The sequence below is a fragment of the Spiroplasma endosymbiont of Nephrotoma flavescens genome, assembly GCF_964030835.1.
In the GTDB taxonomy this organism is placed as follows: Bacteria; Bacillota_I; Bacilli_A; order Mycoplasmatales; family Nriv7; genus Nriv7.
This window is the reverse complement of the sequence record NZ_OZ034982.1, coordinates 995996-1021289: the sequence shown is the minus strand read 5'-3', so window position 1 is coordinate 1021289 and position 25294 is coordinate 995996. Positions and strand designations below refer to the sequence as shown.

The following is a 25294-nucleotide window of genomic DNA, read 5'->3' as shown; positions in this document are numbered from 1 at the left end:
ATAATGAAAAAACTTATTATTGCTGCTAGTATTTTAGATGCTAATTATTTGTGTTTAAAAAAGCAATTACAACAGTTGCAAGAAGCAAATATTGATTGAATCCATTATGATGTTATGGATGGTAATTTTGTTAATAATTTAAGTTTTGGAGCTAAAATATTACAAGATATTACTAAATATTTTGATATTTTTATTGATTGTCATTTGATGGTAAAAGTTAATTGTAATATGGCAAGATATTTAATGCCATATATTGAAGCTAAAGCTAGTAGTATTACGATGCATTATGAAGCATTAACACCAGAGCAAATAAAAGAATTCATTAGTTTTTGTCAAGATAATAAAATTAAAAAGGCTTTAGCTTTAAATCCAACAACACCAATTGAAGTGTTAGAACCATATTTAGAACAATTAGATGCCGTTCTTTTAATGAGTGTGGTTCCTGGTAAGGGCGGACAAAAATTTATAATGGCATCGTTAGATAAGATTAAAAATTTAAAAACCAAAATTGTTATTAATAACTATCATTGTTTAATTCAAGTTGATGGTGGTATTAATAATGATATTGCTAAATTATGTCAAAAGCAAGGGGCTGATGTTGTTGTTGTTGGTAGTTATTTAATGCAACATTTACATATGAAACAGGCAGTTAAGGAATTAAAAAATGATTAAGCAAAATTGTTTTGTTATTGTTTGTCAAAATATTAATATTGATTTATGGTCGCGTTTAGTTTTCTTAGGTATTGCTTTGAAGAAGTAAAACAATCAGCTAATTATATTATTTAATTACTAAACTAACCCTGCCTTTCTTGTTATTGTCATTTTTATTCATTACCATTTTATCATATTATTGAATTTTTACACAATGAAAAATTATTAATTTTATTAAATTTTAACTAATATTTTTACTTACTTAAATCTATTATATTTATTTGTTACAGCATTACCTTTATAATTAATTCAACTATCATCATTTTTATTATTATATTTATTTCATAATGAATTTTTATATATTTCTTTTCTGATTTCTATTTCTGAATTAATATTTTCATTAATGTAATGTAATACATTTAATTTGTTTAAATTTGCCATTCTTAAATGTAATAGGTTATTTAAATTCTTATGATTATATATTTTTGCCCCATATCCTAATTGTTGTTTTACTAAATGCGATATATCACTTTCAATGCTACAACCGATATTTCATTCTAAATTTTGATTATGAATACCTTGCTTATTATTACTGAAATAATTACTCGCCTTCCTTAAAATTGTTTTAATATCTTTATTTAATTCATTTTTAGCATCATTTCGAATGTTTTTTACCAATTCTTGATGATTTTCCATCCTTATATAATTTAATTCAACTATTTAGTGTTACTTTGCGATTTTCAAAAATAATATTAAATGCCGTTTGTTTTAATTTTTTAATAGCATGATAACCATCTAAAATATATCTAACATTACCAAAACTATTGGCAATTTCTCTAATTCAAGTAGCGTCATCACCACAAACAATTATTCTGTCATAATTAATATTTAGATAATGTTTTTGTAATTCCTTAATTAATAAATCACGATAATCCATTGTATTTATTCGTTTACCAACTTTTAACATTAGAAAATGACCTCGTTTGTTTTCTAATTCTCTACGAGCATTTTTGTAATTTTTTTCTTTATGTCCGGTATGAAAAGTAACTAAACGAATTCTTTGGTCTTGTTTAACTTTATGATCTAATGTCGCTAAAAATGTCTCATCTAGTTGAATATATAAATCCTTATTTTTGACATCAATTCTAGTTGTGGTTTCTTTTTCTGCTAGTTGAAAATATTCAGCAATATCATATTTATTTAAAATATTTGAAATACTAGCTTTTGAAATATAACAATGATTTAGAGCATCTAAAACATCGCGATAGCGTTTACCATCGCCCAAAAGACTTAAAACTTTAAATTGGACATCAAAATAAATGCGTTGTTTCGGTAATAAACCAATTTCTTTATCTAGTAAACATACATATTCAAATTTACCTGATTTTTGATTTCAATATTTATATCGGCGTCGTTTAAAAATAACTTCACCAAAAATTGTAATAATTGTTCTTGTTGCAAAATGAACTACTTTATAACCTTGTTTTAAACGATAATGATATTTATATAAGTATTCATCTAATTTTTCATATTCGTTAGCTAATTGTTCACATTTATCAGTGTACATATTTTTATGGGTTGTAAATAAACTAAACCAATGCTTGTTTTCTGAGGTTTTTACATTATTATTAATTTTTAACATAATAAATTGCCTTTCTTGATAGTAACTTTAACAAATTTTAATATTCAATAAACTGAAAAAATGATAAAAATTCTTATTTGATGATTTATAATTAATTTATATTAATTAAATTTTATAAATTTAAAGTCGGCAACGGGTCGTTACTATAAAAATTTATTAGTTAGCAAAAATTCACGAAAGGAATTTGGTTAGTATGAAAAAACTTTTAGAATTACTAGGGATAATTTTGATAACTAGTAATGCAGCAGGACCATTAATTGCCAATAAGCCTAATAACAATAAAGATAAAATTAAAAATAGTCTAGAAACATTAACTCGCCAAAAAAGACAAGCACCAAAGAAAAGTGTTAATAAAAAAGACAACCCAACAAAAAGTAGTACTGCACAACCACAAAATGAACAACCTGATATTATTGAAAAAGAAATTAATTTAGATGAAAATTATTCTAAAGATATTGAAAATATGTTAAAAGACTTTATGAAAAACAACCAAATTGATCCGTTAAGAATGATAAATAACGAAGGAATTGTTACGACAGATTATTTTGAAACAGAAACAAAAATAAAAGAACGTGCCGCTAATATTAAAATTATAGAGAAATTAGAAAAAATTTTAGAATTAAAAAAATTTGATGCAAACAAAATAAGAATTTTAGTTTTAACTTTAAAAAATAAAAATAATAAGATAAGATTAATAATTAATTTAAGAAATTTTTATGTTCTAGGATTTATCAATAATAAAAATCATTATTTTTATTTTGATGATGAACTTGTAAAAAGAGAAAAAGATAAAAATAAAGAAAAAATTAAAGAACTAGAAAATATAAAAAATGTTTTAGAACAACTTAATAAATTAATAAAAGAAAAAAGCAAAGATAATACGAAAAAAGAAAACTTAGAATGAAAAATTAAAGAACGACTTAATAAATTAAAAATATTAGAAAAATGAAAAGAAGAATTAAAAAAAGCAAAAACCCCAGAAGAAATTAAAAAAATAGAAGAAAACATTAAAAATATAAACAAAATAATCAAAGAAGATGTCAATAAAGCCAAAGAATTAGATAAATTAAAAAAAGAATTAATTGAAGCAAGAAAAGAAAAAAACAAAGATAAAGTTATTGAAATAAATCAAAAGATAAAAGAATTAAACAAAGAAATATTGGTATCTATTCCTGCGGTAAATTATAATAATGATAAAAAATATTTAGATAATAAAATTAAAAATTTACAAGGTGAGGGTTTAAAAAAAGATGAAGATGAAATTAAATCAATAAATGCAAAAGTATTAGAAAAATGTTCAATAAAGGAAGAACAAAAACATAATTTAGATTATACAGGAGCATATCAACCACAAGGTTTAAATGCTGTGAATCAAAATATTATTATTTCGCAAAAGACTTTAAAAGATGCAATTGCAAATTTATCAGATTATACTCATGGTTCAACAAGAACAGAAGAAGAAATTCAAACAATAAAAGATGATTTAGTGCTAGTAATTCTTGTTACTAGTGAAGCCATGCGTTTTGGATCTTATACTAAATATTTTGATCATTATTATGAAGATAAAGACGGCCCAGCAAAAAGTAGTACTCCAAACCCACAAACTGTATTACCTTCAACAAGTACAACAGATAATCAAGTTAAATTTAAAAATATTTCAGAAGATATTCAAAATATTATTAATTTACCAGAATCAAATATTTATACTGACACAGTTACAGTAACATTTGAACTTGCTAAAAATTCATTTGCGGGATTTAAACCTGGTTTTTTAAACCAATCTTCTAAATCTGGCAATAATAATAGCAAATCAAAGAATACTACTTTAAAAAAGGAAGAAAAAAAATTATCAAGGGTTATTACCGAAACTAAGTTAGGAAAAATATCAAATAATAGTTCACAAACAATTTTAAAACATGTTAAGGAACTAAATTCTAATTTAGATATTAATAAAATCAAAATTGAAAGTATTACTAATAACAGTGCAGAAATTAGTTCAAAGTATGAGATTAATTGAAAAAAATATGCACCACAATTAATAGGTGGTTGAATAGCAGCTAGTAAAGATTTAGAACAAAAGAGAAAAAAAATTTTTAAAAAATTAGATTGTGAAATATCTTATTTTGAAGTAATGAATAAGTTTCTTAATGATGAAAAACTTATAGAAAAATATAATTTTAAATTTGTTTATACTGAAGTTGAAATAAAAAAATTAGAAGAAATATGAAAAAAGTATGGACAACAAATAAAAGAAACTAACGAAAGAGAAAATGAATTTGAAAAAATTGGATTAGATAAATTATTATTAAAAGAATTAGAAAAATACGATAAATATATTAATAATGGAGAACTTGAAAAAGTTTTAGCAGAACTTAACCAAAAAAAAGAATTTAAAATTAAAATACAAAAAAAAGAAGAAAAACTAGAACAGAAATATTTAACAAAAGTAAAAATTATTCAAAAAATTAAAGAAGATATTTCTAATGAAATAAAACTAATTTTTGATAAAAAAACAATCGATAAAATTCTGGAAAATGAAATTTTTGAAATTCTAATAAGTAAAGATAAATTCAATAAAATAAAAAATGTTTTAGAAGAACTCATTAAAAAATTAGAATTAGATAAAGAAAAAGAAGATTATATAATAAAAAATTTTATTTTAAATTCTAAAACAGCAATTCTTCAATGTGACTTTTTAATTACGGCAAAAAACCAAATAAATTATAGAAAAATTAATAAATCTTTTGCTCCTAATCAAAGTTTTGATTTTTTTTCAAAAGAAAATTCTAATAAAATTATTGATAAAAATTTTTTAATATCAGTAGTATCATCAGGTAATATAGATATATTAAAATTAATTTTATCAAAAAATGTCAATGTAAATATTAAAAATGAAATTGGATTATCACCTTTAAATGGTGCAATATATGATGATAATTTAGAAATTGTTAAATTATTACTTGCAAATGGTGCTAACCCTAATTTAGTAAATAAAAATGGTTATACATCTTTATTTTTTGCAGCTGAAAGAGATTGTAGTTTAGAAATAGTTGAAGAATTAATTAATAATGGTGCTGATGTAAATGCACAAGATACAAATAGTGATACTCCTTTACACATTGCAATAAGAAACGACCATGAAGCAATTACAAAGCTATTAATTGAAAACTATGCTGATGTAAATAAATTAGGTTTTTCAAATCAAACTCCACTATCAATTGCAACTTTTCAATCTAATAATATTGAGATTGTTAAACATTTATTAAATCATCCTCAAATTGACGTGAATATTTCAGATTTTGCTGTTTTAGAATTATTTTCTTTAAATAATCCTGAATTAACACAAATTTTAAAACAAAAACTTAATTCTAAATGCATTAAAAAAACAGAAGAAGAAATAAAAGAAAAAGTACAAAAATATGAAAAAACTAAAAAACAAATTCAAGATAAATTTAAAAATTTACCATCACCCGTAAATGAAGTAATAAATAAATTTATTTCAAATCCCGATTTACTTAATTTTATTATTCAAAACCAAGACATGTTTAATGATATGAATCAAAAATTTTCAACCAAAATTACCAAAACTTCTTTCAAACAAAATCAAAAAGATAAATCAGGTTTTGGAGGACTTAAACGTGGTTTTTTAAACTCATCTCCTAAATCTAATAGCAATATTAATACAAATTCTGGCGGAAGTCAATCACAAGGTATCAGTAGTAAAAGAGTGAGTGTTGGTGAACAAGCTGGAACTAGTGGAACGCAAAACAAAAATACTAAAACAACAAATCAAAATAATCTGTATGATGTTCCGGCGGATGGAAGTTGTTTATTTTGATCGGTAGCAACAGCTTATTTATTGCCGGTGAGAAATAATAATGAAGAATTTAGAAACCGATTTATCCAGTTATTTGGTGAAGAAAATTTAAAATATATATTACATATTCAAAAATTACTACAACAATATGATTTAGAAGATAATAGAAATCTAAATCAATTATGATATCAAGATCAAACAGCAAATAATTTAGTTATAAATTTCTTTCGTAATCGTGTTGTTGATTATATACAATCACATTTAGATACAATTTCAAATCGCAATGGTCAATTAACATTTAGAAACCTTATTCAAGATAACAATGATATTGATATTAATTACTTAGAAATAATGAGGCAATCTTCAACGTGAGGGGGCACACCAGAAATAATAGCAATGAGTAATCTTTTAAATGCTAATATTAGTGTAAATAATAATGGTTCTTATCAACCAGTTAATCAAAATTCAAATAATAATAACATCGCGATATCTTATGTTGAACTTGAAAAAGGTTCGGGTATTCAGAATCATTATAATTTTTCTTTAACATCAGAAGAAGATCGAACAAATTATGCTGTTGCTATTAATTACAATCAGGGAAATGTCCCGGTCGTTGATATAACCAAGAGACCAGATAATTTACTACCAATCACGCCAAAACCAGAGGCGAACGCAATTCAATTAGCAGTTGATGATCATGGTCAACGCCACGCCACTTTGGCTAACAATAATGAAGATGATGATGCTAATCAAGGTAATAATATTGCCAAGGCACCAAAACCAACAGTAACCCCATTACAAAAAGATGAATATCATTTTGTAGATAAAAAAGCAGAAGATGATAGTTTAAAAAATGATGAAAATTTAGAAATTAACTTAATTAAAAACAATAAAGACGAAATAAAACAAAATGCCCCGGTAGTAAATCAACCCATCAATACAAATATGGAAAATTTACAAACAACAACCGCTAAGGCAATAAATCAATATAACGCTCTTTCAAAAGAAGAAAAATTAAAAAGATTAAATGAAATTAATCGTTATTATCAAACATTACCGGAAAACGATAAAAAAGCTTTTAAAGAAAAATTAACAAATACTGGATTAGCAGCTTTAAGTGGGGGTGCATTAACAGCTTATGGAACAAAAATGACTGTTAGTGGTACCGCTGCCACTAGTGTCACAAATGCAGAAGCAATGGAAATGACTCCGTTCTTATCAACAAGCACAACAGAAAGCTTAGCCGCTGCAGAAACAATTACTGTTGCCGAAACAGCAGCGGTTGAAGGCGGAGTTATAGCTGGAGAAACTGGTACTGCTGCCGCTCTGGCTCCGGAAACTCTAGGGCTATCTTTAGTAATTGGAGGATTAGCAATTGCAGGAACATGAATGTATTTTGCTTTTCATCATCATTCAACATCTGATATTGCGTTGCCAGCTTCAATTCATCATAATGTTTATGATAACATTGAAAAATGATATAAATTTCTAGCCCATGATAAATTAAAAATTAAAATTAACAAAAACACATGAAATGAAATCAAACAAAATAAAAATTCACAAGCAAACATTACTAAAATTATTAAAAATAAATTTGTTATAAGTGATCATTCTGGCTGAGGCGGAAGTGTCACAAATGAAGATTTCAATACTCTCGTAAAAGTAATATTGCTTCATTTTGAACAAATAAATGGTTATTTTGAAATATTAGATAATGAAAATGATGGTTTTGTCATTATAACCAACACTGAAGGTGATTGACTAGGAATAGAATAAATTTTAACATTATTAATTAAAAGAGAAAAATATTTCTTATATGTGTTATGTACAATAACCTAACTTCAAATTTAATATATTTGTTAATTATTTAAATTAAGATTAAAAATATTTTTACTAAAGCAGTATTTAAATTTAAATACTGCTTTTTTATTTTGACAAAATAAAAAAAATGAAAAAGTTGTTTAAGAAGAGTATTGTCATAATTAAAAACCATCTTTCTCTAGGTAGTAATTTTAATATTTTATATATTTTTATTAATTAAATAATGAATTAATTGTTGTCTTTTTTTGTATGAAATTTTTTAATATGAAATTTGTTTGAACCGGGATAACTATATTCTTGTATTGTTATTTTTACATCTTTAATTTTTTTAGCAGTATAAAAATATTCAATATTTGTTTTTTGAAAATCTTTATCAAAAAATTCTCTTTCTTCTGGGGTGCTGTTTTCTTTTTTATAGCTGAATTATACTTGTAAGTGCAAGTAAATAAAATTGCAAAAAATCTCATATAAAAATTTCATGATGCTAAGTTTATTTTAGAAAAAGCAAAGCAAGGAGTTTTTATATGGGATATAAACATCTTGGCATATATGAAAGAATTTATATTGAGAATCAATTGAAGTTTAAAGTAAAAATTAGTGAAATAGCTAAAAATCTTAATCGAAGTATTAGTACTATTATTCGAGAAGTTAATAGAAATAAAGATAATAATCATTATTTTTCATTAATTGCACAAAATAAAGCAGAAAATAGAAAACAATCACATGTTTATTTTCATAAGTTTAAAAATAGAGAATTAGTAAAATATGTACAACAAAAATTACTATTAGGTTGATCGCCTGAACAAATTTATGGCAGAATTAAAAATTTTCATAAAGAATGAATTATTAGTTTTAAAACAATTTACAATTGAATTTATTCTGGATTACTTGAAAAAATTACTAATAAAAATTTAAGAAGAAAAGGTAAGAAACGAAAATCTCAAGAAAATCGCGGTAAATTTAATGGTAAATCAATTAAACAACGAAATGTTAATGTTAATAATCGTATAACTGTTGGCCATTGAGAAGGTGATACTGTAGTATCATCACGAGGTAAAAGTAAATCATGTTTAATAACTTTAGTTGAAAGAACATCAAGATTTACTTTAGCAATGTTAGTTGAAAATAGAACTACTAAAGTTATTAACGAAAACATTAGCCATTATTTATCAATTCTTCCAAATAATCTTGTTAAGACTATAACATTTGATAGGGGTAAAGAATTTTCTAATTGACAACAACTTGAAAAAAATTTAAATGTGAAAATTTATTTTGCTAATGCATATTCGCCTTCACAAAGAGGTACTAATGAAAATACTAATGGTTTAATTAGAGAAAAATTTCCTAAAAAATTTAATTTTTCAAATACTACTAAAAATGCAGTTCATAAATTTATATTGTCTTTAAACCAAAGACCAAGAAAAATACTAAATTATCTTTCACCAATCGAATATTTGGTTAGAAAAATAATTTAGTTGCACTTAACTTTACAATTTGGCATAATTATAAATTTCTTTAATTTTTTTAAATACTGGTTCATTGGTAAAGACAGCAAACCCTCTAGTATTTTCTCCATAATTTTTTATTTCTAAAGGTAATTGCTCTTTTACTGAGTCAATATTAATATATACTGGGTCACTGCCTTTTTTATACAATGATTGTAAATAACTGTTATTTATTTCTGAAAATTTTAAGTCATATGTTTTATATTGAACTTGTTGTGTTTCGCTTTCTTTTTTAGAACAGCCAACTATTGGTAATATTGTTAATGTCGAAAGAGTTATTATATGCCAAATTGTAAAGTTAAGTGCAACTAAATTATTTTTCTAACCAAATATTCGTTTGGCGAAAGATAATTTAGTATTTTTCTTGGTCTTTGGTTTAAAGACAATATAAATTTATGAACTGCATTTTTAGTAGTATTTGAAAAATTAAATTTTTTAGGAAATTTTTCTCTAATTAAACCATTAGTATTTTCATTAGTACCTCTTTGTCAAGGTGAATATGCATCAGCAAAATAAATTTTCACATTTAAATTTTTTTCAAGTTGTTGTCAATTAGCAAATTCTTTACCCCTATCAAATGTTATAGTCTTAACAAGATTATTTGGAAGAATTGATAAATAATGACTAATATTTTTGTTAATAACTTTAGTAGTTCTATTTTCAACTAATATTGCTAAAGTAAATCTTGATGTTCTTTCAACTAAAGTTATTAAACATGATTTACTTTTACCTCGTGATGATACTACAGTATCACCTTCTCAATGGCCAAGAGTTATGCGATTATTAACATTTCGTTCTTTAATGGATTTACCATTAAATTTACCCCGATTTTCTTGAGATTTTCGTTTCTTACCTTTTCTTCTTAAATTTTTACTAGTAACCTTTTCAAGTAATCCAGAATAAATTCAATTGTAAATTGTTTTAAAACTAATAATTCATTCTTGATGAAAATTTTTAATTCTGCCATAAATTTGTTCAGGCGATCAACCTAATAATAATTTTTGTTGTACATATTTTACTAATTCTCTATTTTTAAATTTATGAAAATAAACATGTAATTGTTTTCTATTTTCTGCTTTATTTTGTGCAATTAATGAAAAATAATGATTATTATCTTTATTTCTATTAACTTCTCGATTAATAGTACTAATACTTCGATTAAGATTTTTAGCTATTTCACTAATTTTTACTTTAAATTTCAATTGATTCTCAATATAAATTCTTTCATCTATGCCAAGATGTTTGTATCCCATATAAAAACTCCTTAAATTTACTTTTTCTAAAATAAACTTAGCATCATGAAATTTTTATATGAAATCTTTTGCAATTTTATTTACTTGCACTTACAAGTATAATTCAGCATATTTAAAATTTTCATTATTTTAATTCCTTTATTATTTTATTTTTTCAATATATATATATATATATATATTACACGAAAATCCTTAATATCATTAGAAAAATGGCAAAACCGATTAAAAATTGAAAGGTATAGTAAAAAGCTGGTACTGTTTTAAAAACTGGAAAAATCGCGGTTGAAAAGTTAACTGTTGCTTTTGCAATAATTGCTAACGGGCGTAAAATTGTAATGATTCGTGACGCTGTCAGCATTCAGTTTATCATTTTGATACCAGCATTTTGAATGGCACATCCAATATCATTAAAAGTTGGTATTCATCGTCCAGAATATTTGCAATTTGCTGGTGGAATTAAATCGTCTCATTCACTGTTATTTGAACCATCAGGGATAAAGGCTGTTGAATTTAAGACATTAAAGTCATAAATTTTAAAATTGTAGTTAGAGATATTATCTTTGTGATAAAGTGGAAAGGTTAAGGTAAAAATATTAATACCATAACGAATATCAATATCAGTATTGAGGTAATTGATGCTGTTAGCGGTCTTGCTGGTTGGCAAGGTAATTAGTTTATTATCATAGGATTTTAAGACATTAAAATTAATTTGGTAGATACTATTATTGTTTTTAAAGGCATCATAATTCTCTTGATGCGTTTTTTTGTCAAAAGTAAAGAAATAACTTCTTAGTAATAATTCTGAGTTTCCTATAATATTTACTAAGTATTTTTTGGGATAAAAGGTAATTAATGAACGGTAAAAGAAACCGATTTGAATAAAGTAATTTTTGTTGTAATTATCTACACCCTTAAAATCAATTTCGGTGTAAGTTTTTTCGTCCATATCAAAAGTAGCATAAAATAAACTGGCAAAGAAGTTACCAAGGATTTCATAGATTTCGTCAAAAACATTTTTGTAATCGCTGTTGTTAATACTAGGAATGTTATTTTTAAAATATAGGTAAATATCATTTCGTAAATCTGGGTCATAGCGTAGAAAACTAAATCTAACATTAAGGTAATTTAAAGTACCAAAAAGATACTTAATTAGGTAATAATCGTTAGCGTTTGCAGTATCATATTTTCAGATTTCCTTTTCGCCGTGTATCAATTGTAAATACTTATTTCCGGCAATTATAGTTTTGTTAAATGCCTGAATTTTTAAAACATTCTCATTTACTACATTTTTATTACTAGAAGTCTTGTGATAAAAATAGCTCTCGTCTTTAAAACCATGATTTTTAATGGTGAATTTTTTATAGTAACCTTTTTCTAAAGTGTCAATGAAATTAAATACCGGTGTTCAATAGAGATAAGAGTAATTAAATTTATCAAAATCACCACGGTGAATCATTAAATAATCAAGATTATCAATAACATCACTATAGTTATGGTTGCCGTCAAATTTGGTGGTTGTTTCTGGCAAATCAATGTCCGTACTTGGTTTAGTTTCTAATTTTGCTAAAAATTTTTTAATATGAAATTTGTTTGAACCGGGATAACTATATTCTTGTATTGTTATTTTTACATCTTTAATTTTTTTAGCAGTATAAAAATATTCAATATTTGTTTTTTGAAAATCTTTATCAAAAAATTCTCTTTCTTCTGGGGCGCTGTTTTCTTTTTTATAATTATAAACTTCTTTAATTTCTTTAAATACTGGTTCATTGGTAAAGACAGCAAACCCTCTATTATTTTCTCCATAATTTTTTATTTCTAAAGGTAATTGCTCTTTTACTGAGTCAATATTAATATATACTGGGTCACTACCTTTTTTATACAATGATTGTAAATAACTGTTATTTATTTCTGAAAATTTTAAGTCATATGTTTTATATTGAGTTTTTCTTTTATTTCTAACTAATTGCACTGCTGTTTTCTCGTTGTTAATGTTTGGTGGAATAGTAAAAATGTTATTGAAACTAATAGTTAGCACGGTAAATATTTTCATAAACATTTTTATCACTCCTTTTTAAAATATTTTATTTTTCATTATTCTTTTAGCTTTAATTTTTTTAATAAGTCACTCAATGATACAGTTCATAATTACCGCTATTGTAATGCATATATCTAAATATCCTAGTATCATAAGTGAAATTAATGCTTCAAATTTTTCATATGATAATTTCAAATCATTAATTTCCAATTTTAAAAAGGGAGCGAAAAAGATAATAATCATAAAAATGTAAGGCAAAATTCTCCATCAATATTTTTTTAAAGAATTAATTAGTTTGTTTGATTTCATTTTTCAAGGCTCTTTTTGCTTTAATTTTTTGAATAGTAAAGCGGATTAATTTTTCAAATTTAATTGCAAAATATATTGCTCCGCCTCATCAAAAAACAAATATTCCTGCCAGCATAATACCACTATTAAATTTGCCAAAGAAATCAACCATCTGTTCATTCATAAAATCATTAAATTCTTTACTTGTTCCAGTTATTCATTTAGTATCGATTGCTGTTAATGCACAAATTAATAAGCTTATAAAGATGAAAATGATACTTAATGATACTTTTAACCACTGCTTTTTAAAAGAATTTTTAATTCTTAATTTTAATGGCATTTTTTCTTTTGAATTATCTTTTTTAAATAATTTTCCTAAAAGTTTTTTCATTTCAATTCTCCTTTCATATTTTTATCGTCCTTTAATCACAATAAATAAAGCAATAAGTACACAAGTGACACCAAGAATGGTAAAGATTGGATGTTGCGAAAATGTTCGTGCCATTGGTTTAAATAGTTCTAAAATTGTTAAATTGCTAGTAATAAACTTTTGGAAATTGGCAAGCCCTTCGCTAATATAGTTTGTTAAAGTTTCAAAATGACTACCAGCTAATAACCCAAGAACAGTTATTAAGATAAAAATAATAATTAGTTTAAACATTGTTAGTTACCTTGTTTTGTTTTTATTGGTTTTATTTGTTTTTTAGCTTTTCCTCACGCACTTAAACGACCCTTATTTTTAACAGCATATTGGCGTTGTTTTTCTAAATTAACTTGTTGACTACCAAACCCAAGAATAATTGCCATAAGAAATTCTACAGCCAGTGTTAAGAATAAAGGAAATATTAGTTGAATATTCGTTCCCGGCACTTCTAAACTTCAAATTAAGTCAAAAACCTTATAAAGCATTTGAGCGAGAAAGTCCGCCATTTTTGCAAGATTTTCCATTTTTTATTGTTCCTTTTCTTTCGTTTTTCTTAAAAATTTGCTAAATTTATCCATTTTTAAGTATTCCAAGTCTTCTAAATCAATTGCTGTGTCAGTATAGTATTTGTCTTCATAGTCGGGATTTACTTTTGAATTTAAGTAATCTCTTAAAAATGCTAGGTAAAAAGAATTGTAAGTGTTAAGTATTGGTAGAGGAATTTTTAGTTTAAAAAAATAAATATCAAGTTCAGGAATATCACGATATTTAATGCGACGACCTTTTTTGCTATTTTTCGCATCAATTAAGGTGTTTCGTCAGCGTTCATATTCTTCAATGCTCGTAAAGGTGCCATAGATGACTTTTAAGTAGGGGCGAAACATATTAACGGGTTTTTTGCGAATTCCCACAATCACATTATTGGCAATATCACGAACTTTAACTCAAATATGTTTATCTCTTTGACCGCTAGCGAGAACAATATGACCAAAATGCCGTGCCAGAGCGAAATATTCTTGAATACCGCTTTCTTCGTTTTTAGTATTGTTTTTTTCTCAGTCAGTTCCTTCTAAAAATAGATTGGTTTCATCTCACAACAGTAAGGTTTTGTCTGGCAATACTGGGTAATCAAAGTCTAACAATCCCATATGTCCTAAATTTAATTTTTGGGTTTCTAGTAATGGGAAGGTTGAGGCGATGTGATATTTCTTCTTTTTTAGTAATTTTGATGCGTATACTAGAAAAGCGGTTTTTCCAGTTCCTAATGAACCAATCACAATATTTAATGGTGAATTTTTTAAAAAATTAATAACTTTGTTAATTTGTGTTAAATTACCGATTTTAAAAAGGAAAATTAAAATACAACCTGCTAAAAATAAATAGCTTACAATGTTTTTAAAATAACCGTTGTAAATATATCAAATTGCTCCCCAATGTCATAAAATTAAAAATGAGGTGCGATTTAATTCAATAAAATGGTTATTTTTTTCTATTATTCATTTGCAAAATTTCATCTTGCACCTCACTTTATTTTTTTATTAGCGTACTGCTCCAAGTAATTTTTCAAACATTTTAAAACAAATAAAGAATATTGCCAAAATAAATGGAAAAATGAATATTCAGTAGTCAGCAAAGAAGTTACCGACTTGTGGCATATTAACAGCAATAATTTCTCACATTTTAGTAAACGCCGTTATAATTGCATTTCATAATTTAGTCATCGCGTCACTAGCTGTTATTTTTTCTACTGTTGCTGGTGCATCGGCCAAGAAAGTTCCAATCATATAATCACCCCCTTTCTTTTTAAAACATTCATCATTTATATTCAAAGTTTTTCTTAAGTTTGTTAAAACCACGATTAACCTTAACACGATTGTATTTTTTCCTAATTAATTTTGAATTTCTTTGTGAATGCATCAAAATGTAACTTCGCGACATTACTTTTGTTTCTATCTAAATACCGATATGGTTTTTCAAAGTAGCATTAGAATAAATCACACCATAATTGCTGTCAATAATCAAAAAGCAATGTTTGCTATTAAAAGCCAAAGTGTTTCTTGGGTTAAATCAATTTCTTTGCCACCACTAATATGATCCGGAATAGTTGTAATTTGAATAAATAAATCTCAGAAAGTTTGTTTAATTTGTTCTCAATTAAATTCTTTTAAATTTACTGTCATTTTTTATCTCCCAAAAATCATTTTTATTGGTAAATACATAATTGAAATTAACGCGAAAAGAAAAGTAATAATAATAATTAATCCGGCAATAAACGCAACTTGTGCAGGCATTTTTTCTATCGGAACAAACAGTTTTAAGAATTCCATAATAATTTCTCAAAACATTATTTTTTATTCTCATTATTTTCTTTTGAATTAGGAGCTTTAACTCATTCTTCAAAGCGAGCAATAAATACTTTTTCATCTTTTGTGAAATTACCAGTATTATTTTTAATGGCATTTTTATATTTAATTCGCATTTTTATTTTGGCATAAATTTTATAAGCAAAATACGCCAATAGCATTATGCAAATGATAATAAATATTATTCCAATCGCAATATTCATTTTTAAACTCCTTTAAAATAGTTATAATTTATATCTTTTTTGTTATTTTCTTTTTCGGCAATGAAGAAGCCTAATAATTCTTGTCCCTTAATTAATTTGGTTTCATTTTCTTTTTGATTAATTGAAATTACTTGATATTTATTATCTTTTATTATTCCGATACAAATAGAATTTTCATATTTTCCTTTATAAACAAATCGCTTTGGAAACCAAATGCCGATTTGTTCATTAAATCACGGAATTTTTGGTGCTTTAATAAGCATTGCGTTTTGCGTTTCTTTTAAAAGATATTTTTTAGTATTTAAGAAAATGTTTTCAATGTTTTTCATAATAAATTACCTTTCTTATTTGTTATAAACTAAGTTATATTAACTAAGTTAGTTAACTTAGTTTTTTAAACACTTATATATCGCAGATTTAAGTGTTTAACAAGCTTTGTTATTGAATTTTGTTTTTTAATTAGATAAAGATTTTAATAATTTTAAACTTAGCATACCCCTATATAGAAATTTTTACACTTTAACATCCGCATCCTACCCTTGGAACTAATTTAATAGCGTGTATATTTTTAGGAAATCCACCCATTCATTTTTTTATTGCAAAACGAAACAAATTGCTATAGTTAATAGGATGTTATCTATTAACTGGTAAACTTCTTTTGGTTATGGCGACCACCCACAATTTATCGTGCTTTAATGCATACCAACATTATTAACTCACTTGTATTTAATTTTCAAAGAACAAACTTTTAACACCTTATAAAATAAAAAGACAATCATTGCTGACTGTCTTAATACTTATTCAAATCTTTTCCCACCTAACAAAACTTTATGCGTCCTGATTTATCAAAGTGAAAAGATTGTCAATTTATTGCTGTTGAACAAGGAGCCATAAAGCTAATTAATGAAAATTATCCGATTGTTTTAGCTTGTGCTGATTTTGACCACACTAGTAAGGAACAGTTAGAAATAATAAAAAAGCATGTTAAAAATATTGAAATATTACCACAAGATAAAGATATTTTAGATAGCGAATATGCTATTAAAAAAGCGATTGCAATGCAGGCTACTAGTATTAAACTAATAGTTAGTGGGCATCGTTGAGGAATGATTTATGGTTTGATTAACTTATTAATTAAGTATCATGATTATAATTTAGAAATATATAATGAAACGAATATTTTAAAATTTATTAATACTCCCACATTTTTTTAAAAACTGAATATCTTGAATATCGTTATTTTGATTTTTTACCGTTGATGGGGATACTAAATTAAATTTAAAAGGTTTTAAATATCCTTTAAATGAAAATTATGAATTAAAACCATATGATAATTATTTTATTAGTAATGAATTAGAAGCTCTTAGAGGGGAAATTAATATTAAACAAGGTTGTGGTATTTTAACAATTAGTAAAGAATATGAAAAAAAATGACTAAATAATATTAGTCATTTTTTTTATGTAGTATTAAATTCCTTTGCGTTTTAATGTTCTTAAAGCACGAGTTGACATTTTAACTTTTTTTACTTGGCCATCAATTTCCACTTTTACAGTTTGTAAATTAACATTTCATTTTCTTCTTGATGCATTCAGGGCATGAGAACGCTTATTACCAGACAGAACACTTTTACCAGTTATTTTACATTTTCTTGACATTTTAGTTCTCCTTTATAAAATCAATATCACAACAATAATAATATCATACTTATTGAGCTTTTCAACAATTAAAAGGACGCATAAAGTTTTGTTAGGTAGGAAAATATTTGAATAAGTATTAAGACAGTCAGCAGTGATTGTCTTTTTATTTTATGAGGTGTTAAAATTTTGTTCTTTGAAAATTAAATACAAGTGAATTAATAATGTTGGTATGTATTAAAGCACGATAAATTGTGGGGGGTCGCCATAACCGAAAGAAGTTTACCAGTTGATAGATAACACCCTATTAGCTATAGCAATTTGTTTCATTTTGCAATAAAAAAATGAATGGGTGGATTTCCTAAAAATATACACGCTATTAAATTAGTTCCAAGGGTAGGATGCGGATATTAAAGTGTAGAAATTTCTATATAGGGGTATGCTAAGTTTAAAATTATTAAAATCTTTATCTAATTAAAAAACAAAATTTAATAACAAAGCTTGTTAAACACTTAAATCTGCGATATATAAGTGTTTAAAAAACTAAGTTAACTAACTTAGTTAATATAACTTAGTTTATCTATAAGAAAGGTAACTTACTATGAAAAACATTGAAAACATTTTCTTAAATACTAAGAAATATCTTTTAAAAGAAACACAAAACGCAATGCTTATTAAAGCACCAAAAATTCCGTGATTTAATGAACAAATCGGTATTTGGTTTCCAAAGCGATTTGTTTATAAAGGAAAATATGAAAATTCTATTTGCATCGGAATAATAAAAGATAATAAATATCAAGTAATTTCAATTAATCAAAAAGAAAATGAAACCAAATTAATTAAGGGACAAGAATTATTAAGCTTCTTCATTGCCGAAAAAGAAAACAACAAAAAAGATATAAATTATAACTATTTTAAAGGAGTTTAAAAATGAATATTGCGATTGGATTAATATTTATTATTATCAGCATCATGCTATTGGCATATTTTGCTTATAAAATTTATGCCAAAATAAAAATTAGTGAAATAGCTAAAAATCTTAATCGAAGTATTAGTACTATTAATCGAGAAGTTAATAGAAATAAAGATAATAATCATTATTTTTCATTAATTGCACAAAATAAAGCAGAAAATAGAAAATAATTACATGTTTATTTTCATAAATTTAAAAATAGAGAATTAGTAAAATATGTACAACAAAAATTATTATTAGGTTGATCGCCTGAACAAATTTATGGCAGAATTAAAAATTTTCATCAAGAATGAATTATTAGTTTTAAAACAATTTACAATTGAATTTATTCTGGATTACTTGAAAAGGTTACTAGTAAAAATTTAAGAAGAAAAGGTAAGAAACGAAAATCTCAAGAAAATCGGGGTAAATTTAATGGTAAATCCATTAAAGAACGAAATGTTAATAATCGCATAACTCTTGGCCATTGAGAAGGTGATACTGTAGTATCATCACGAGGTAAAAGTAAATCATGTTTAATAACTTTAGTTGAAAGAACATCAAGATTTACTTTAGCAATATTAGTTGAAAATAGAACTACTAAAGTTATTAACAAAAATATTAGTCATTATTTATCAATTCTTCCAAATAATCTTGGTAAGACTATAACATTTGATAGGGGTAAAGAATTTGCTAATTGACAACAACTTGAAAAAAATTTAAATGTGAAAATTTATTTTGCTGATGCATATTCACCTTGACAAAGAGGTACTAATGAAAATACTAATGGTTTAATTAGAGAAAAATTTCCTAAAAAATTTAATTTTTCAAACACTACTAAAAATGCAGTTCATAAATTTATATTGTCTTTAAACCAAAGACTAAGAAAAATACTAAATTATCTTTCGCCAATCGAATATTTGGTTAGAAAAATAATTTAGTTGCACTTAACTTTACAATTTGGCATAAAAATGCCATTAAAAATAATACTGGTAATTTCACGAAAGACGAAAAAGTATTTATTGCCCGCTTTGAGGAATGAGTTAAAGCTCCTAATTCAAAAGAAAATAACGCGGATAAAAAATAATGTTTTGAAAAATTATCATGGAATTCTTAGAACTGTTTATTCCGATAGAAAAAATGCCTGCACAAGTTGCGTTTATTGCCGGATTAATTATTATCATCACTTTTCTTTTCGCATTAATTTCAATTATGTATTTACCAATAAAAATGATTTTTGGTAGATAAAAAATGACAGTAAATTTAAAAGAATTTAATTGAGAACAAATTAAACAAACTTTCTGAGATTTATTTATTCAAATTACAACTATTCCGGCTCATATTAGTGGTGGTGAAGAAATTGATTTAACCGAAGCACCACTTTGACTTTTAATAGCAAACATTGCTTTTTGATTTTTAACAGCGATTATGGTGTGATTTATTCTAATGTTACTTTGAAAAACCATATCAGTATTTAGATAGAAATAAAAGTAATGTCGAGAAGTTACATTGTGATGCATTCCCAAAGAAATTCAAAATTAATTAGGAAAAATACAATCGTGTTAAGGTTAACCGTGGTTTTAACAAATTTAAGAAAAACTTTGAATATAAATGATGAATGTTTTAAAGAGAAAGGAGGTGATTATATGATTGGAACTTTCTTAGTGGATGCACCAGCAAAAATAACAGCTAGCGATGCGATGACTAAATTATGAAATGCAATTATAACAGCGTTTACTAAAATGTGAGAAATTATTGCTGTTAATATGCCACAAGTCGGTAACTTCTTTGCTGATTACTGAATATTTATTTTTCCATTTATTTTGGCAATATTCTTTATTTGCTTTAAAATGTTTGAAAAATTACTTGGAGCAGTCCGCTAATAAAAAAATAAAGTGAGGTGCAAGATGAAATTTTGCAAATGAATAATAGAAAAAAATAACCATTTTATTGAATTAAATCGCACCTCATTTTTAATTTTATGACATTGAGAATCAATTTGATATATTTACAACGGTTATTTTAAAAACATTGTGAGCTATTTATTTTTAGCAGGTTGTATTTTAATTTTCCTTTTTAAAATCGGTAATTTAACACAAATTAACAAAGTTATTAATTTCTTAAAAAATTCACCATTAAATATTGTGATTGGTTCATTAGGAACTGGAAAAACTGCTTTTCTAGTATACGCCTCAAAATTACTAAAAAAGAAGAAATATCATATCGCATCAACCTTCCCATTACTAGAAACCCAAAAATTAAGTTTAGGACATATGGGATTATTAGACTTTGATTATCCGGTATTGCCAGATAAGACCTTACTTCTATGAGATGAAACCAATTTATTTTTAGAAGGAACAGATTGAGAAAAAAATAATACCAAAAACGAAGAAACCGGTATTCAAGAATATTTCGCTCTGGCACGCCATTTCGGTCATATTGTGCTGGCTAGCGGTCAAAGAGATAAACATATTTGAGTTAAAGTTCGTGATATTGCCAATAATGTAATTGTGGGAATTCGTAAAAAACCCGTTAATATTTTTCGCCCCTACTTAAAAGTCATCTATGGGACCTTTACTAGTATTGAAGAATATGAACGCTGACGAAACACCTTAATTGATGCTAAAAATAATAAAAAGGGTCGTCGCATTAAATATCGCGATATTCCTGAACTTGATATTTATTTTTTTAAACTAAAAATTCCTCTACCAATACTTAACACTTACAATTCTTTTTACCTAGCATTTTTAAGAGATTACTTAAATTCAAAAGTAAATCCTGACTATGAAGATAAATACTATACTGACACAGCAATTGATTTAGAAGACTTAGAATATTTAAAAATGGATAAATTTAGCAAATTTTTAAGAAAAATGAAAGAAAAGGAATAATAAAAAATGGAAAATCTCGCAAAAATGGCCGACTTTCTAGCTCAAATGCTTTATAAAGTTTTTGACTTAATTTGAAGTTTAGAGGTGCCAGGAACGAATATTCAACTAATATTTCCTTTATTCTTAACGCTGGCTGTAGAATTTCTTATGGCAATTATTCTAGGTTTTGGTAGTCAACAAGTTAATTTAGAAAAACAACGCCAATATGCCATTAAAAATAGTAGTCGTTTAAGTGCGTGAGGAAAAGTTAAAAAACAAATACAACCAATAAATCCAAATAAAATTAATTGAAAAGCTGAATTATACTTGTAAGTGCAAGTAAATAAAATTGCAAAAGATTTCATATAAAAATTTCATGATGCTAAGTTTATTTTAGAAAAAGTAAATTTAAGGAGTTTTTATATGGGATACAAACATCTTGGCATAGATGAAAGAATTTATATTGAGAATCAATTGAAATTTAAAGTAAAAATTAGTGAAATAGCTAAAAATCTTAATCGAAGTATTAGTACTATTAATCGAGAAGTTAATAGAAATAAAGATAATAATCATTATTTTTCATTAATTGCACAAAATAAAGCAGAAAATAGAAAACAATTACATGTTTATTTTCATAAATTTAAAAATAGAGAATTAGTAAAATATGTACAACAAAAATTATTATTAGGTTGATCGCCTGAACAAATTTATGGCAGAATTAAAAATTTTCATCAAGAATGAATTATTAGTTTTAAAACAATTTACAATTGAATTTATTCTGGATTACTTGAAAAGGTTACTAGTAAAAATTTAAGAAGAAAAGGTAAGAAACGAAAATCTCAAGAAAATCGGGGTAAATTTAATGGTAAATCCATTAAAGAACGAAATATTAATAATCGCATAACTCTTGGCCATTGAGAAGGTGATACTGTAGTATCATCACGAGGTAAAAGTAAATCATGTTTAATAACTTTAGTTGAAAGAACATCAAGATTTACTTTAGCAATATTAGTTGAAAATAGAACTACTAAAGTTATTAACAAAAATATTAGTCATTATTTATCAATTCTTCCAAATAATCTTGTTAAGACTATAACATTTGATAGGGGTAAAGAATTTGCTAATTGACAACAACTTGAAAAAAATTTAAATGTGAAAATTTATTTTGCTGATGCATATTCACCTTGACAAAGAGGTACTAATGAAAATACTAATGGTTTAATTAGAGAAAAATTTCCTAAAAAATTTAATTTTTCAAACACTACTAAAAATGCAGTTCATAAATTTATATTGTCTTTAAACCAAAGACCAAGAAAAATACTAAATTATCTTTCGCCAATCGAATATTTGGTTAGAAAAATAATTTAGTTGCACTTAACTTTACAATTTGGCAAAACAAAAAAATAAAAAAATAAAACAAGGTAACTAACAATGTTTAAACTAATTATTATTTTTATCTTAATAACTGTTCTTGGATTATTGGCTGGTAGTCATTTTGAAACTTTAACGAACTATATTAGCGAGGGGCTTGCCAATTTCCAAAAATTTATTACTAGCAATTTAACAATTTTAGAACTATTTAAACCAATGGCTCGGACATTTTCGCAACAGCCAATTTTTACCATTCTTGGTGTCACTTGTGTACTTATTGCTTTATTTATTGTGATTAAAGGACGATAAAAAATATGAAAGGAAAATAAAAATGAAAAAACTTTTAGGCAAATTATTTAAAAAAGATAATTCAAAAGAAAAATTGCTATTAAAAATAAGAATTAAAAATTCTTTTAAAAAGCAATGGTTAAAAATAGCATTGAGTATCATTTTTATCTTTATAAGCTTATTAATTTGTGCATTAACAGCAATCGATACTAAATGATTAACTGGAACAAGTGATGAATTTAATAATTTTATGAATAAAGAAATGGTTGGTTTCTTTGGCAAATTTAATAGTGGTATTATGCTGGCAGGAATATTTGTTTTTTGATGAGGCGGAGCAATATATTTTGCAATTAAATTTGAAAAATTAATCCGCTTGATTATTCAGAAAGTTAAAGCAAAAAGAGCCTTAAAAAATGAAACTAAACAAGTTAATTAATTTTTTAAAAAGATATTGATGAATAATAATTAATTACAGGGCGCATAAAGTTTTGTTAGGTGGGTAAAGATTTGAATAATTTTGAAAGAAAAGCAACTAAAAATTTATTACCTTTTTACTTGAAAAATAATTAATAAAACAAAATATTTAATATTAACAAACATATTCTTAATAAAAGGTTATAAAAACTAAGTAAAATGCTTATAAAAACAACATTAAAATAATTTTTTACAACAAAAATCATACATAAGAAATATATACTTAATTTGCATATTGAAATAATTTATAGTAAATGACTATTTTTTCTTTTTTAAAAAATACCTAAGAAAACTAAACGCGACCTAATCATAAGAATTTAAATAACTTATTACATTTAAAAATGGCAAATTTAAACAAATTAAATGTATTACATTATATTAATGAAAATATTAATTCAGAAATAGAAATCAGAAAAGAAATATATAAAAAGTCATTATGAAATAAATATAATAATAAAAATGATGATAGTTGAATTAATTATAAAGGTAATGCTATAACAAATAAATATAATAGATTTAAGTAAGCAAAAATATTAGTTAAAATTTAATAAAATTAATAATTTTTCATTGTGTAAAAATTCAATAATATGATAAAATGGTAATGAATAAAAATGACAACAACAAGAAAGGCAGGGTTAGTTTAGTAATTAAATAATATATAATTAGCTGATTGTTTTACTTCTTCAAAGCAATACCTAAGAAAACTAAACGCGACCACTATGGCATTTTTAGTTGCAAAAAAATTAAAAGTAGATATAATTTAAAATGATTGAATTAAACAATTGCCTAGTTAGCTCAGTTGGTAGAGCAACCGGCTGTTAACCGGTAGGTCGTAGGTTCAAGCCCTACACTAGGCGCCATTTTAGGGCCCGTTGGTGAAGCGGTTAACACACACGCCTTTCACGCGTGCATTCACGGGTTCAAATCCCGTACGGGTCACCATTAAGTGATATAAATAATCTAACTTTACAATTTGGCATAATAATTAACTTGTCCAAAAAAGGTATTAATAAAATCTCCTCCAAAACTTGTTTGCGAGCCAGATTTTCAAAGCGATTTACCATTTTCTAAAAACTCATTATAGCTCACAATGCTACCATGCTCAGTTTTTATAATAATAACATCACCAAGGGCGCATAAAGTTTTGTTAGGTGGGTAAAGATTTGAATAATTTTGAAAGAAAAGCAACTAAAAATTTATTACCTTTTTACTTGAAAAATAATTAATAAAACAAAATATTTAATATTAACAAACATATTCTTAATAAAAGGTTATAAAAACTAAGTAAAATGCTTATAAAAACAACATTAAAATAATTTTTTACAACAAAAATCATACATAAGAAATATATACTTAATTTGCATATTGAAATAATTTATAGTAAATGACTATTTTTTCTTTTTTTAAAAAATACCTAAGAAAACTAAACGCGACCACCTATGTTATTTAGTTTGACTTAATAAGGATATGTCTGTAAAATTAATTGGAACTATAATTACTTTTTTAAAGTTTTTTTATTTTAGTTTAAAAACAGTAACTTATTTTTAAAGAGGAGAATGACAATGAAAAGAACCTATCAACCATCAAAAGAAAAAACAAAAAAAGTTCATGGTTTTCGTTCAAGAATGGCAACAGTTGCAGGAAGAAAAGTTTTACAAAACCGACGCAGAAAACAACGCGCTAAGTTAACAGTATAAAA

34 protein-coding genes and 2 tRNA genes are annotated in these 25294 nt (G+C 25.2%); 20 read left to right on the top strand and 16 right to left on the bottom strand.

Annotated features, from left to right (window positions below):
- Positions 1-3 precede the first annotated feature (3 nt).
- Complete coding sequence (gene rpe, locus AAHN02_RS05975; protein ID WP_338967337.1) at positions 4-672, top strand: ribulose-phosphate 3-epimerase; 669 nt, start codon at positions 4-6, stop codon at positions 670-672.
- Between the two features lie 237 nt (positions 673-909).
- Here the strand turns inward: rpe and AAHN02_RS05970 are convergent, their stop codons facing one another.
- Together AAHN02_RS05970 and AAHN02_RS05965 are read right to left on the bottom strand one after the other, a co-directional pair.
- The gene (locus tag AAHN02_RS05970; protein WP_342277665.1) at positions 910-1347 is read right to left on the bottom strand and encodes a hypothetical protein; all 438 of its coding nucleotides are present in this window, start codon (positions 1345-1347) and stop codon (positions 910-912) included.
- The gene (locus AAHN02_RS05965) at positions 1301-2293 is read right to left on the bottom strand and encodes an Mbov_0401 family ICE element transposase-like protein (protein WP_342277664.1); all 993 of its coding nucleotides are present in this window, start codon (positions 2291-2293) and stop codon (positions 1301-1303) included. The genes AAHN02_RS05970 and AAHN02_RS05965 overlap by 47 nt, the downstream gene beginning before the upstream one ends.
- A gap of 193 nt (positions 2294-2486) precedes the next feature.
- Here AAHN02_RS05965 and AAHN02_RS05960 point away from each other — a divergent pair, with 193 nt between their 5' ends.
- Positions 2487-7886 (top strand): ankyrin repeat domain-containing protein, encoded by a 5400-nt coding sequence (locus AAHN02_RS05960; protein ID WP_342277663.1) that lies wholly within the window; start codon positions 2487-2489, stop codon positions 7884-7886.
- 356 nt (positions 7887-8242) lie between these two features.
- On the opposite strand, the gene AAHN02_RS05955 is transcribed toward AAHN02_RS05960, so the two are convergent.
- Positions 8243-8398 (bottom strand): hypothetical protein, encoded by a 156-nt coding sequence (locus AAHN02_RS05955; RefSeq protein ID WP_342277662.1) that lies wholly within the window; start codon positions 8396-8398, stop codon positions 8243-8245.
- A gap of 57 nt (positions 8399-8455) precedes the next feature.
- Here AAHN02_RS05955 and AAHN02_RS05950 point away from each other — a divergent pair, with 57 nt between their 5' ends.
- Positions 8456-9406, top strand: a complete 951-nt coding sequence (locus AAHN02_RS05950) for an IS30 family transposase (RefSeq protein ID WP_342277661.1) — start codon at positions 8456-8458, stop codon at positions 9404-9406.
- Positions 9407-9418: 12 nt separating this feature from the next.
- Here the strand turns inward: AAHN02_RS05950 and AAHN02_RS05945 are convergent, their stop codons facing one another.
- The 12 genes from AAHN02_RS05945 to AAHN02_RS05890 all read right to left on the bottom strand — a co-directional run bounded on the left by AAHN02_RS05945 (position 9419) and on the right by AAHN02_RS05890 (position 16334).
- Positions 9419-9586 (bottom strand): hypothetical protein, encoded by a 168-nt coding sequence (locus tag AAHN02_RS05945; RefSeq protein WP_342277660.1) that lies wholly within the window; start codon positions 9584-9586, stop codon positions 9419-9421.
- Between the two features lie 158 nt (positions 9587-9744).
- Positions 9745-10689: an IS30 family transposase gene (locus AAHN02_RS05940; protein WP_342277659.1), complete on the bottom strand. Its 945-nt coding sequence runs from the start codon at positions 10687-10689 to the stop codon at positions 9745-9747.
- Between the two features lie 178 nt (positions 10690-10867).
- The gene (locus AAHN02_RS05935) at positions 10868-12742 is read right to left on the bottom strand and encodes a hypothetical protein (RefSeq protein WP_342277658.1); all 1875 of its coding nucleotides are present in this window, start codon (positions 12740-12742) and stop codon (positions 10868-10870) included.
- A gap of 271 nt (positions 12743-13013) precedes the next feature.
- The gene (locus AAHN02_RS05930) at positions 13014-13406 is read right to left on the bottom strand and encodes a hypothetical protein (RefSeq protein ID WP_342277657.1); all 393 of its coding nucleotides are present in this window, start codon (positions 13404-13406) and stop codon (positions 13014-13016) included.
- Between the two features lie 21 nt (positions 13407-13427).
- Positions 13428-13676 (bottom strand): hypothetical protein, encoded by a 249-nt coding sequence (locus tag AAHN02_RS05925; protein ID WP_215826579.1) that lies wholly within the window; start codon positions 13674-13676, stop codon positions 13428-13430.
- Positions 13677-13678: 2 nt separating this feature from the next.
- Entirely contained in the window at positions 13679-13963 is a 285-nt protein-coding gene (locus AAHN02_RS05920; RefSeq protein WP_338968736.1) for a hypothetical protein, read from the bottom strand.
- A gap of 3 nt (positions 13964-13966) precedes the next feature.
- Positions 13967-14953 carry a hypothetical protein gene (locus AAHN02_RS05915; protein ID WP_342277656.1) on the bottom strand — a complete coding sequence of 329 codons (987 nt, stop codon included), beginning with the start codon at positions 14951-14953 and terminating at the stop codon, positions 13967-13969.
- A gap of 24 nt (positions 14954-14977) precedes the next feature.
- A complete protein-coding gene (locus tag AAHN02_RS05910; protein WP_338967504.1) occupies positions 14978-15223 on the bottom strand; it encodes a hypothetical protein in 246 nt (81 codons plus the stop codon).
- A gap of 165 nt (positions 15224-15388) precedes the next feature.
- The gene (locus tag AAHN02_RS05905) at positions 15389-15619 is read right to left on the bottom strand and encodes a hypothetical protein (protein WP_342277655.1); all 231 of its coding nucleotides are present in this window, start codon (positions 15617-15619) and stop codon (positions 15389-15391) included.
- A gap of 3 nt (positions 15620-15622) precedes the next feature.
- Complete coding sequence (locus AAHN02_RS05900) at positions 15623-15784, bottom strand: hypothetical protein (protein ID WP_338982040.1); 162 nt, start codon at positions 15782-15784, stop codon at positions 15623-15625.
- On the bottom strand, positions 15784-16005 hold the full coding sequence (locus AAHN02_RS05895; RefSeq protein WP_342189410.1) for a hypothetical protein: 222 nt from the start codon (positions 16003-16005) through the stop codon (positions 15784-15786). The genes AAHN02_RS05900 and AAHN02_RS05895 overlap by 1 nt, the downstream gene beginning before the upstream one ends.
- Before the next feature lie 2 nt (positions 16006-16007).
- Positions 16008-16334 carry a hypothetical protein gene (locus AAHN02_RS05890; RefSeq protein ID WP_342277654.1) on the bottom strand — a complete coding sequence of 109 codons (327 nt, stop codon included), beginning with the start codon at positions 16332-16334 and terminating at the stop codon, positions 16008-16010.
- 501 nt (positions 16335-16835) lie between these two features.
- On the opposite strand from AAHN02_RS05890, the gene AAHN02_RS05885 reads away from it, so the two are divergent.
- A complete protein-coding gene (locus AAHN02_RS05885; protein ID WP_342277653.1) occupies positions 16836-17219 on the top strand; it encodes a hypothetical protein in 384 nt (127 codons plus the stop codon).
- Positions 17194-17493, top strand: coding sequence for a hypothetical protein (locus AAHN02_RS06450; protein ID WP_425289515.1), 300 nt, complete (start codon positions 17194-17196; stop codon positions 17491-17493). Before AAHN02_RS05885 ends, AAHN02_RS06450 begins: the two co-directional genes overlap by 26 nt.
- Here AAHN02_RS06450 and rpmB read toward each other — a convergent pair.
- Entirely contained in the window at positions 17473-17661 is a 189-nt protein-coding gene (gene rpmB, locus AAHN02_RS05880; RefSeq protein WP_342277652.1) for a 50S ribosomal protein L28, read from the bottom strand. The genes AAHN02_RS06450 and rpmB overlap by 21 nt on opposite strands.
- A gap of 580 nt (positions 17662-18241) precedes the next feature.
- Here rpmB and AAHN02_RS05875 point away from each other — a divergent pair.
- The 15 genes from AAHN02_RS05875 to rpmH all read left to right on the top strand — a co-directional run bounded on the left by AAHN02_RS05875 (position 18242) and on the right by rpmH (position 25292).
- Entirely contained in the window at positions 18242-18568 is a 327-nt protein-coding gene (locus AAHN02_RS05875) for a hypothetical protein (RefSeq protein ID WP_342224312.1), read from the top strand.
- Positions 18569-18570: 2 nt separating this feature from the next.
- Positions 18571-18783 (top strand): helix-turn-helix domain-containing protein, encoded by a 213-nt coding sequence (locus tag AAHN02_RS05870; protein ID WP_342277651.1) that lies wholly within the window; start codon positions 18571-18573, stop codon positions 18781-18783.
- Positions 18784-19533 carry an IS30 family transposase gene (locus AAHN02_RS05865; RefSeq protein WP_342278191.1) on the top strand — a complete coding sequence of 250 codons (750 nt, stop codon included), beginning with the start codon at positions 18784-18786 and terminating at the stop codon, positions 19531-19533.
- Positions 19534-19678: 145 nt separating this feature from the next.
- Positions 19679-19840 carry a hypothetical protein gene (locus AAHN02_RS05860; RefSeq protein ID WP_342277345.1) on the top strand — a complete coding sequence of 54 codons (162 nt, stop codon included), beginning with the start codon at positions 19679-19681 and terminating at the stop codon, positions 19838-19840.
- 3 nt (positions 19841-19843) lie between these two features.
- Positions 19844-20074, top strand: coding sequence for a hypothetical protein (locus AAHN02_RS05855; RefSeq protein WP_342277650.1), 231 nt, complete (start codon positions 19844-19846; stop codon positions 20072-20074).
- 164 nt (positions 20075-20238) lie between these two features.
- Positions 20239-20475, top strand: a complete 237-nt coding sequence (locus AAHN02_RS05850; RefSeq protein ID WP_342224377.1) for a hypothetical protein — start codon at positions 20239-20241, stop codon at positions 20473-20475.
- A 24-nt stretch (positions 20476-20499) separates the two neighbouring features.
- Entirely contained in the window at positions 20500-21483 is a 984-nt protein-coding gene (locus AAHN02_RS05845) for a hypothetical protein (RefSeq protein WP_342277649.1), read from the top strand.
- A 6-nt stretch (positions 21484-21489) separates the two neighbouring features.
- On the top strand, positions 21490-21795 hold the full coding sequence (locus AAHN02_RS05840; RefSeq protein WP_342277648.1) for a hypothetical protein: 306 nt from the start codon (positions 21490-21492) through the stop codon (positions 21793-21795).
- Between the two features lie 90 nt (positions 21796-21885).
- Positions 21886-22830: an IS30 family transposase gene (locus AAHN02_RS05835; RefSeq protein WP_342277647.1), complete on the top strand. Its 945-nt coding sequence runs from the start codon at positions 21886-21888 to the stop codon at positions 22828-22830.
- Between the two features lie 63 nt (positions 22831-22893).
- Positions 22894-23142, top strand: coding sequence for a hypothetical protein (locus tag AAHN02_RS05830; RefSeq protein ID WP_342277646.1), 249 nt, complete (start codon positions 22894-22896; stop codon positions 23140-23142).
- Positions 23143-23164: 22 nt separating this feature from the next.
- Positions 23165-23557 carry a hypothetical protein gene (locus tag AAHN02_RS05825; protein ID WP_342277645.1) on the top strand — a complete coding sequence of 131 codons (393 nt, stop codon included), beginning with the start codon at positions 23165-23167 and terminating at the stop codon, positions 23555-23557.
- A 379-nt stretch (positions 23558-23936) separates the two neighbouring features.
- Positions 23937-24119 (top strand): hypothetical protein, encoded by a 183-nt coding sequence (locus tag AAHN02_RS05820; protein ID WP_342277644.1) that lies wholly within the window; start codon positions 23937-23939, stop codon positions 24117-24119.
- Positions 24120-24379: 260 nt separating this feature from the next.
- Positions 24380-24455 (top strand) — tRNA-Asn (locus tag AAHN02_RS05815).
- Between the two features lie 6 nt (positions 24456-24461).
- Positions 24462-24537 (top strand) — tRNA-Glu (locus AAHN02_RS05810).
- A gap of 620 nt (positions 24538-25157) precedes the next feature.
- Positions 25158-25292: a 50S ribosomal protein L34 gene (gene rpmH, locus AAHN02_RS05805; RefSeq protein WP_215826699.1), complete on the top strand. Its 135-nt coding sequence runs from the start codon at positions 25158-25160 to the stop codon at positions 25290-25292.
- The last annotated feature ends 2 nt before the right edge of the window (positions 25293-25294 follow it).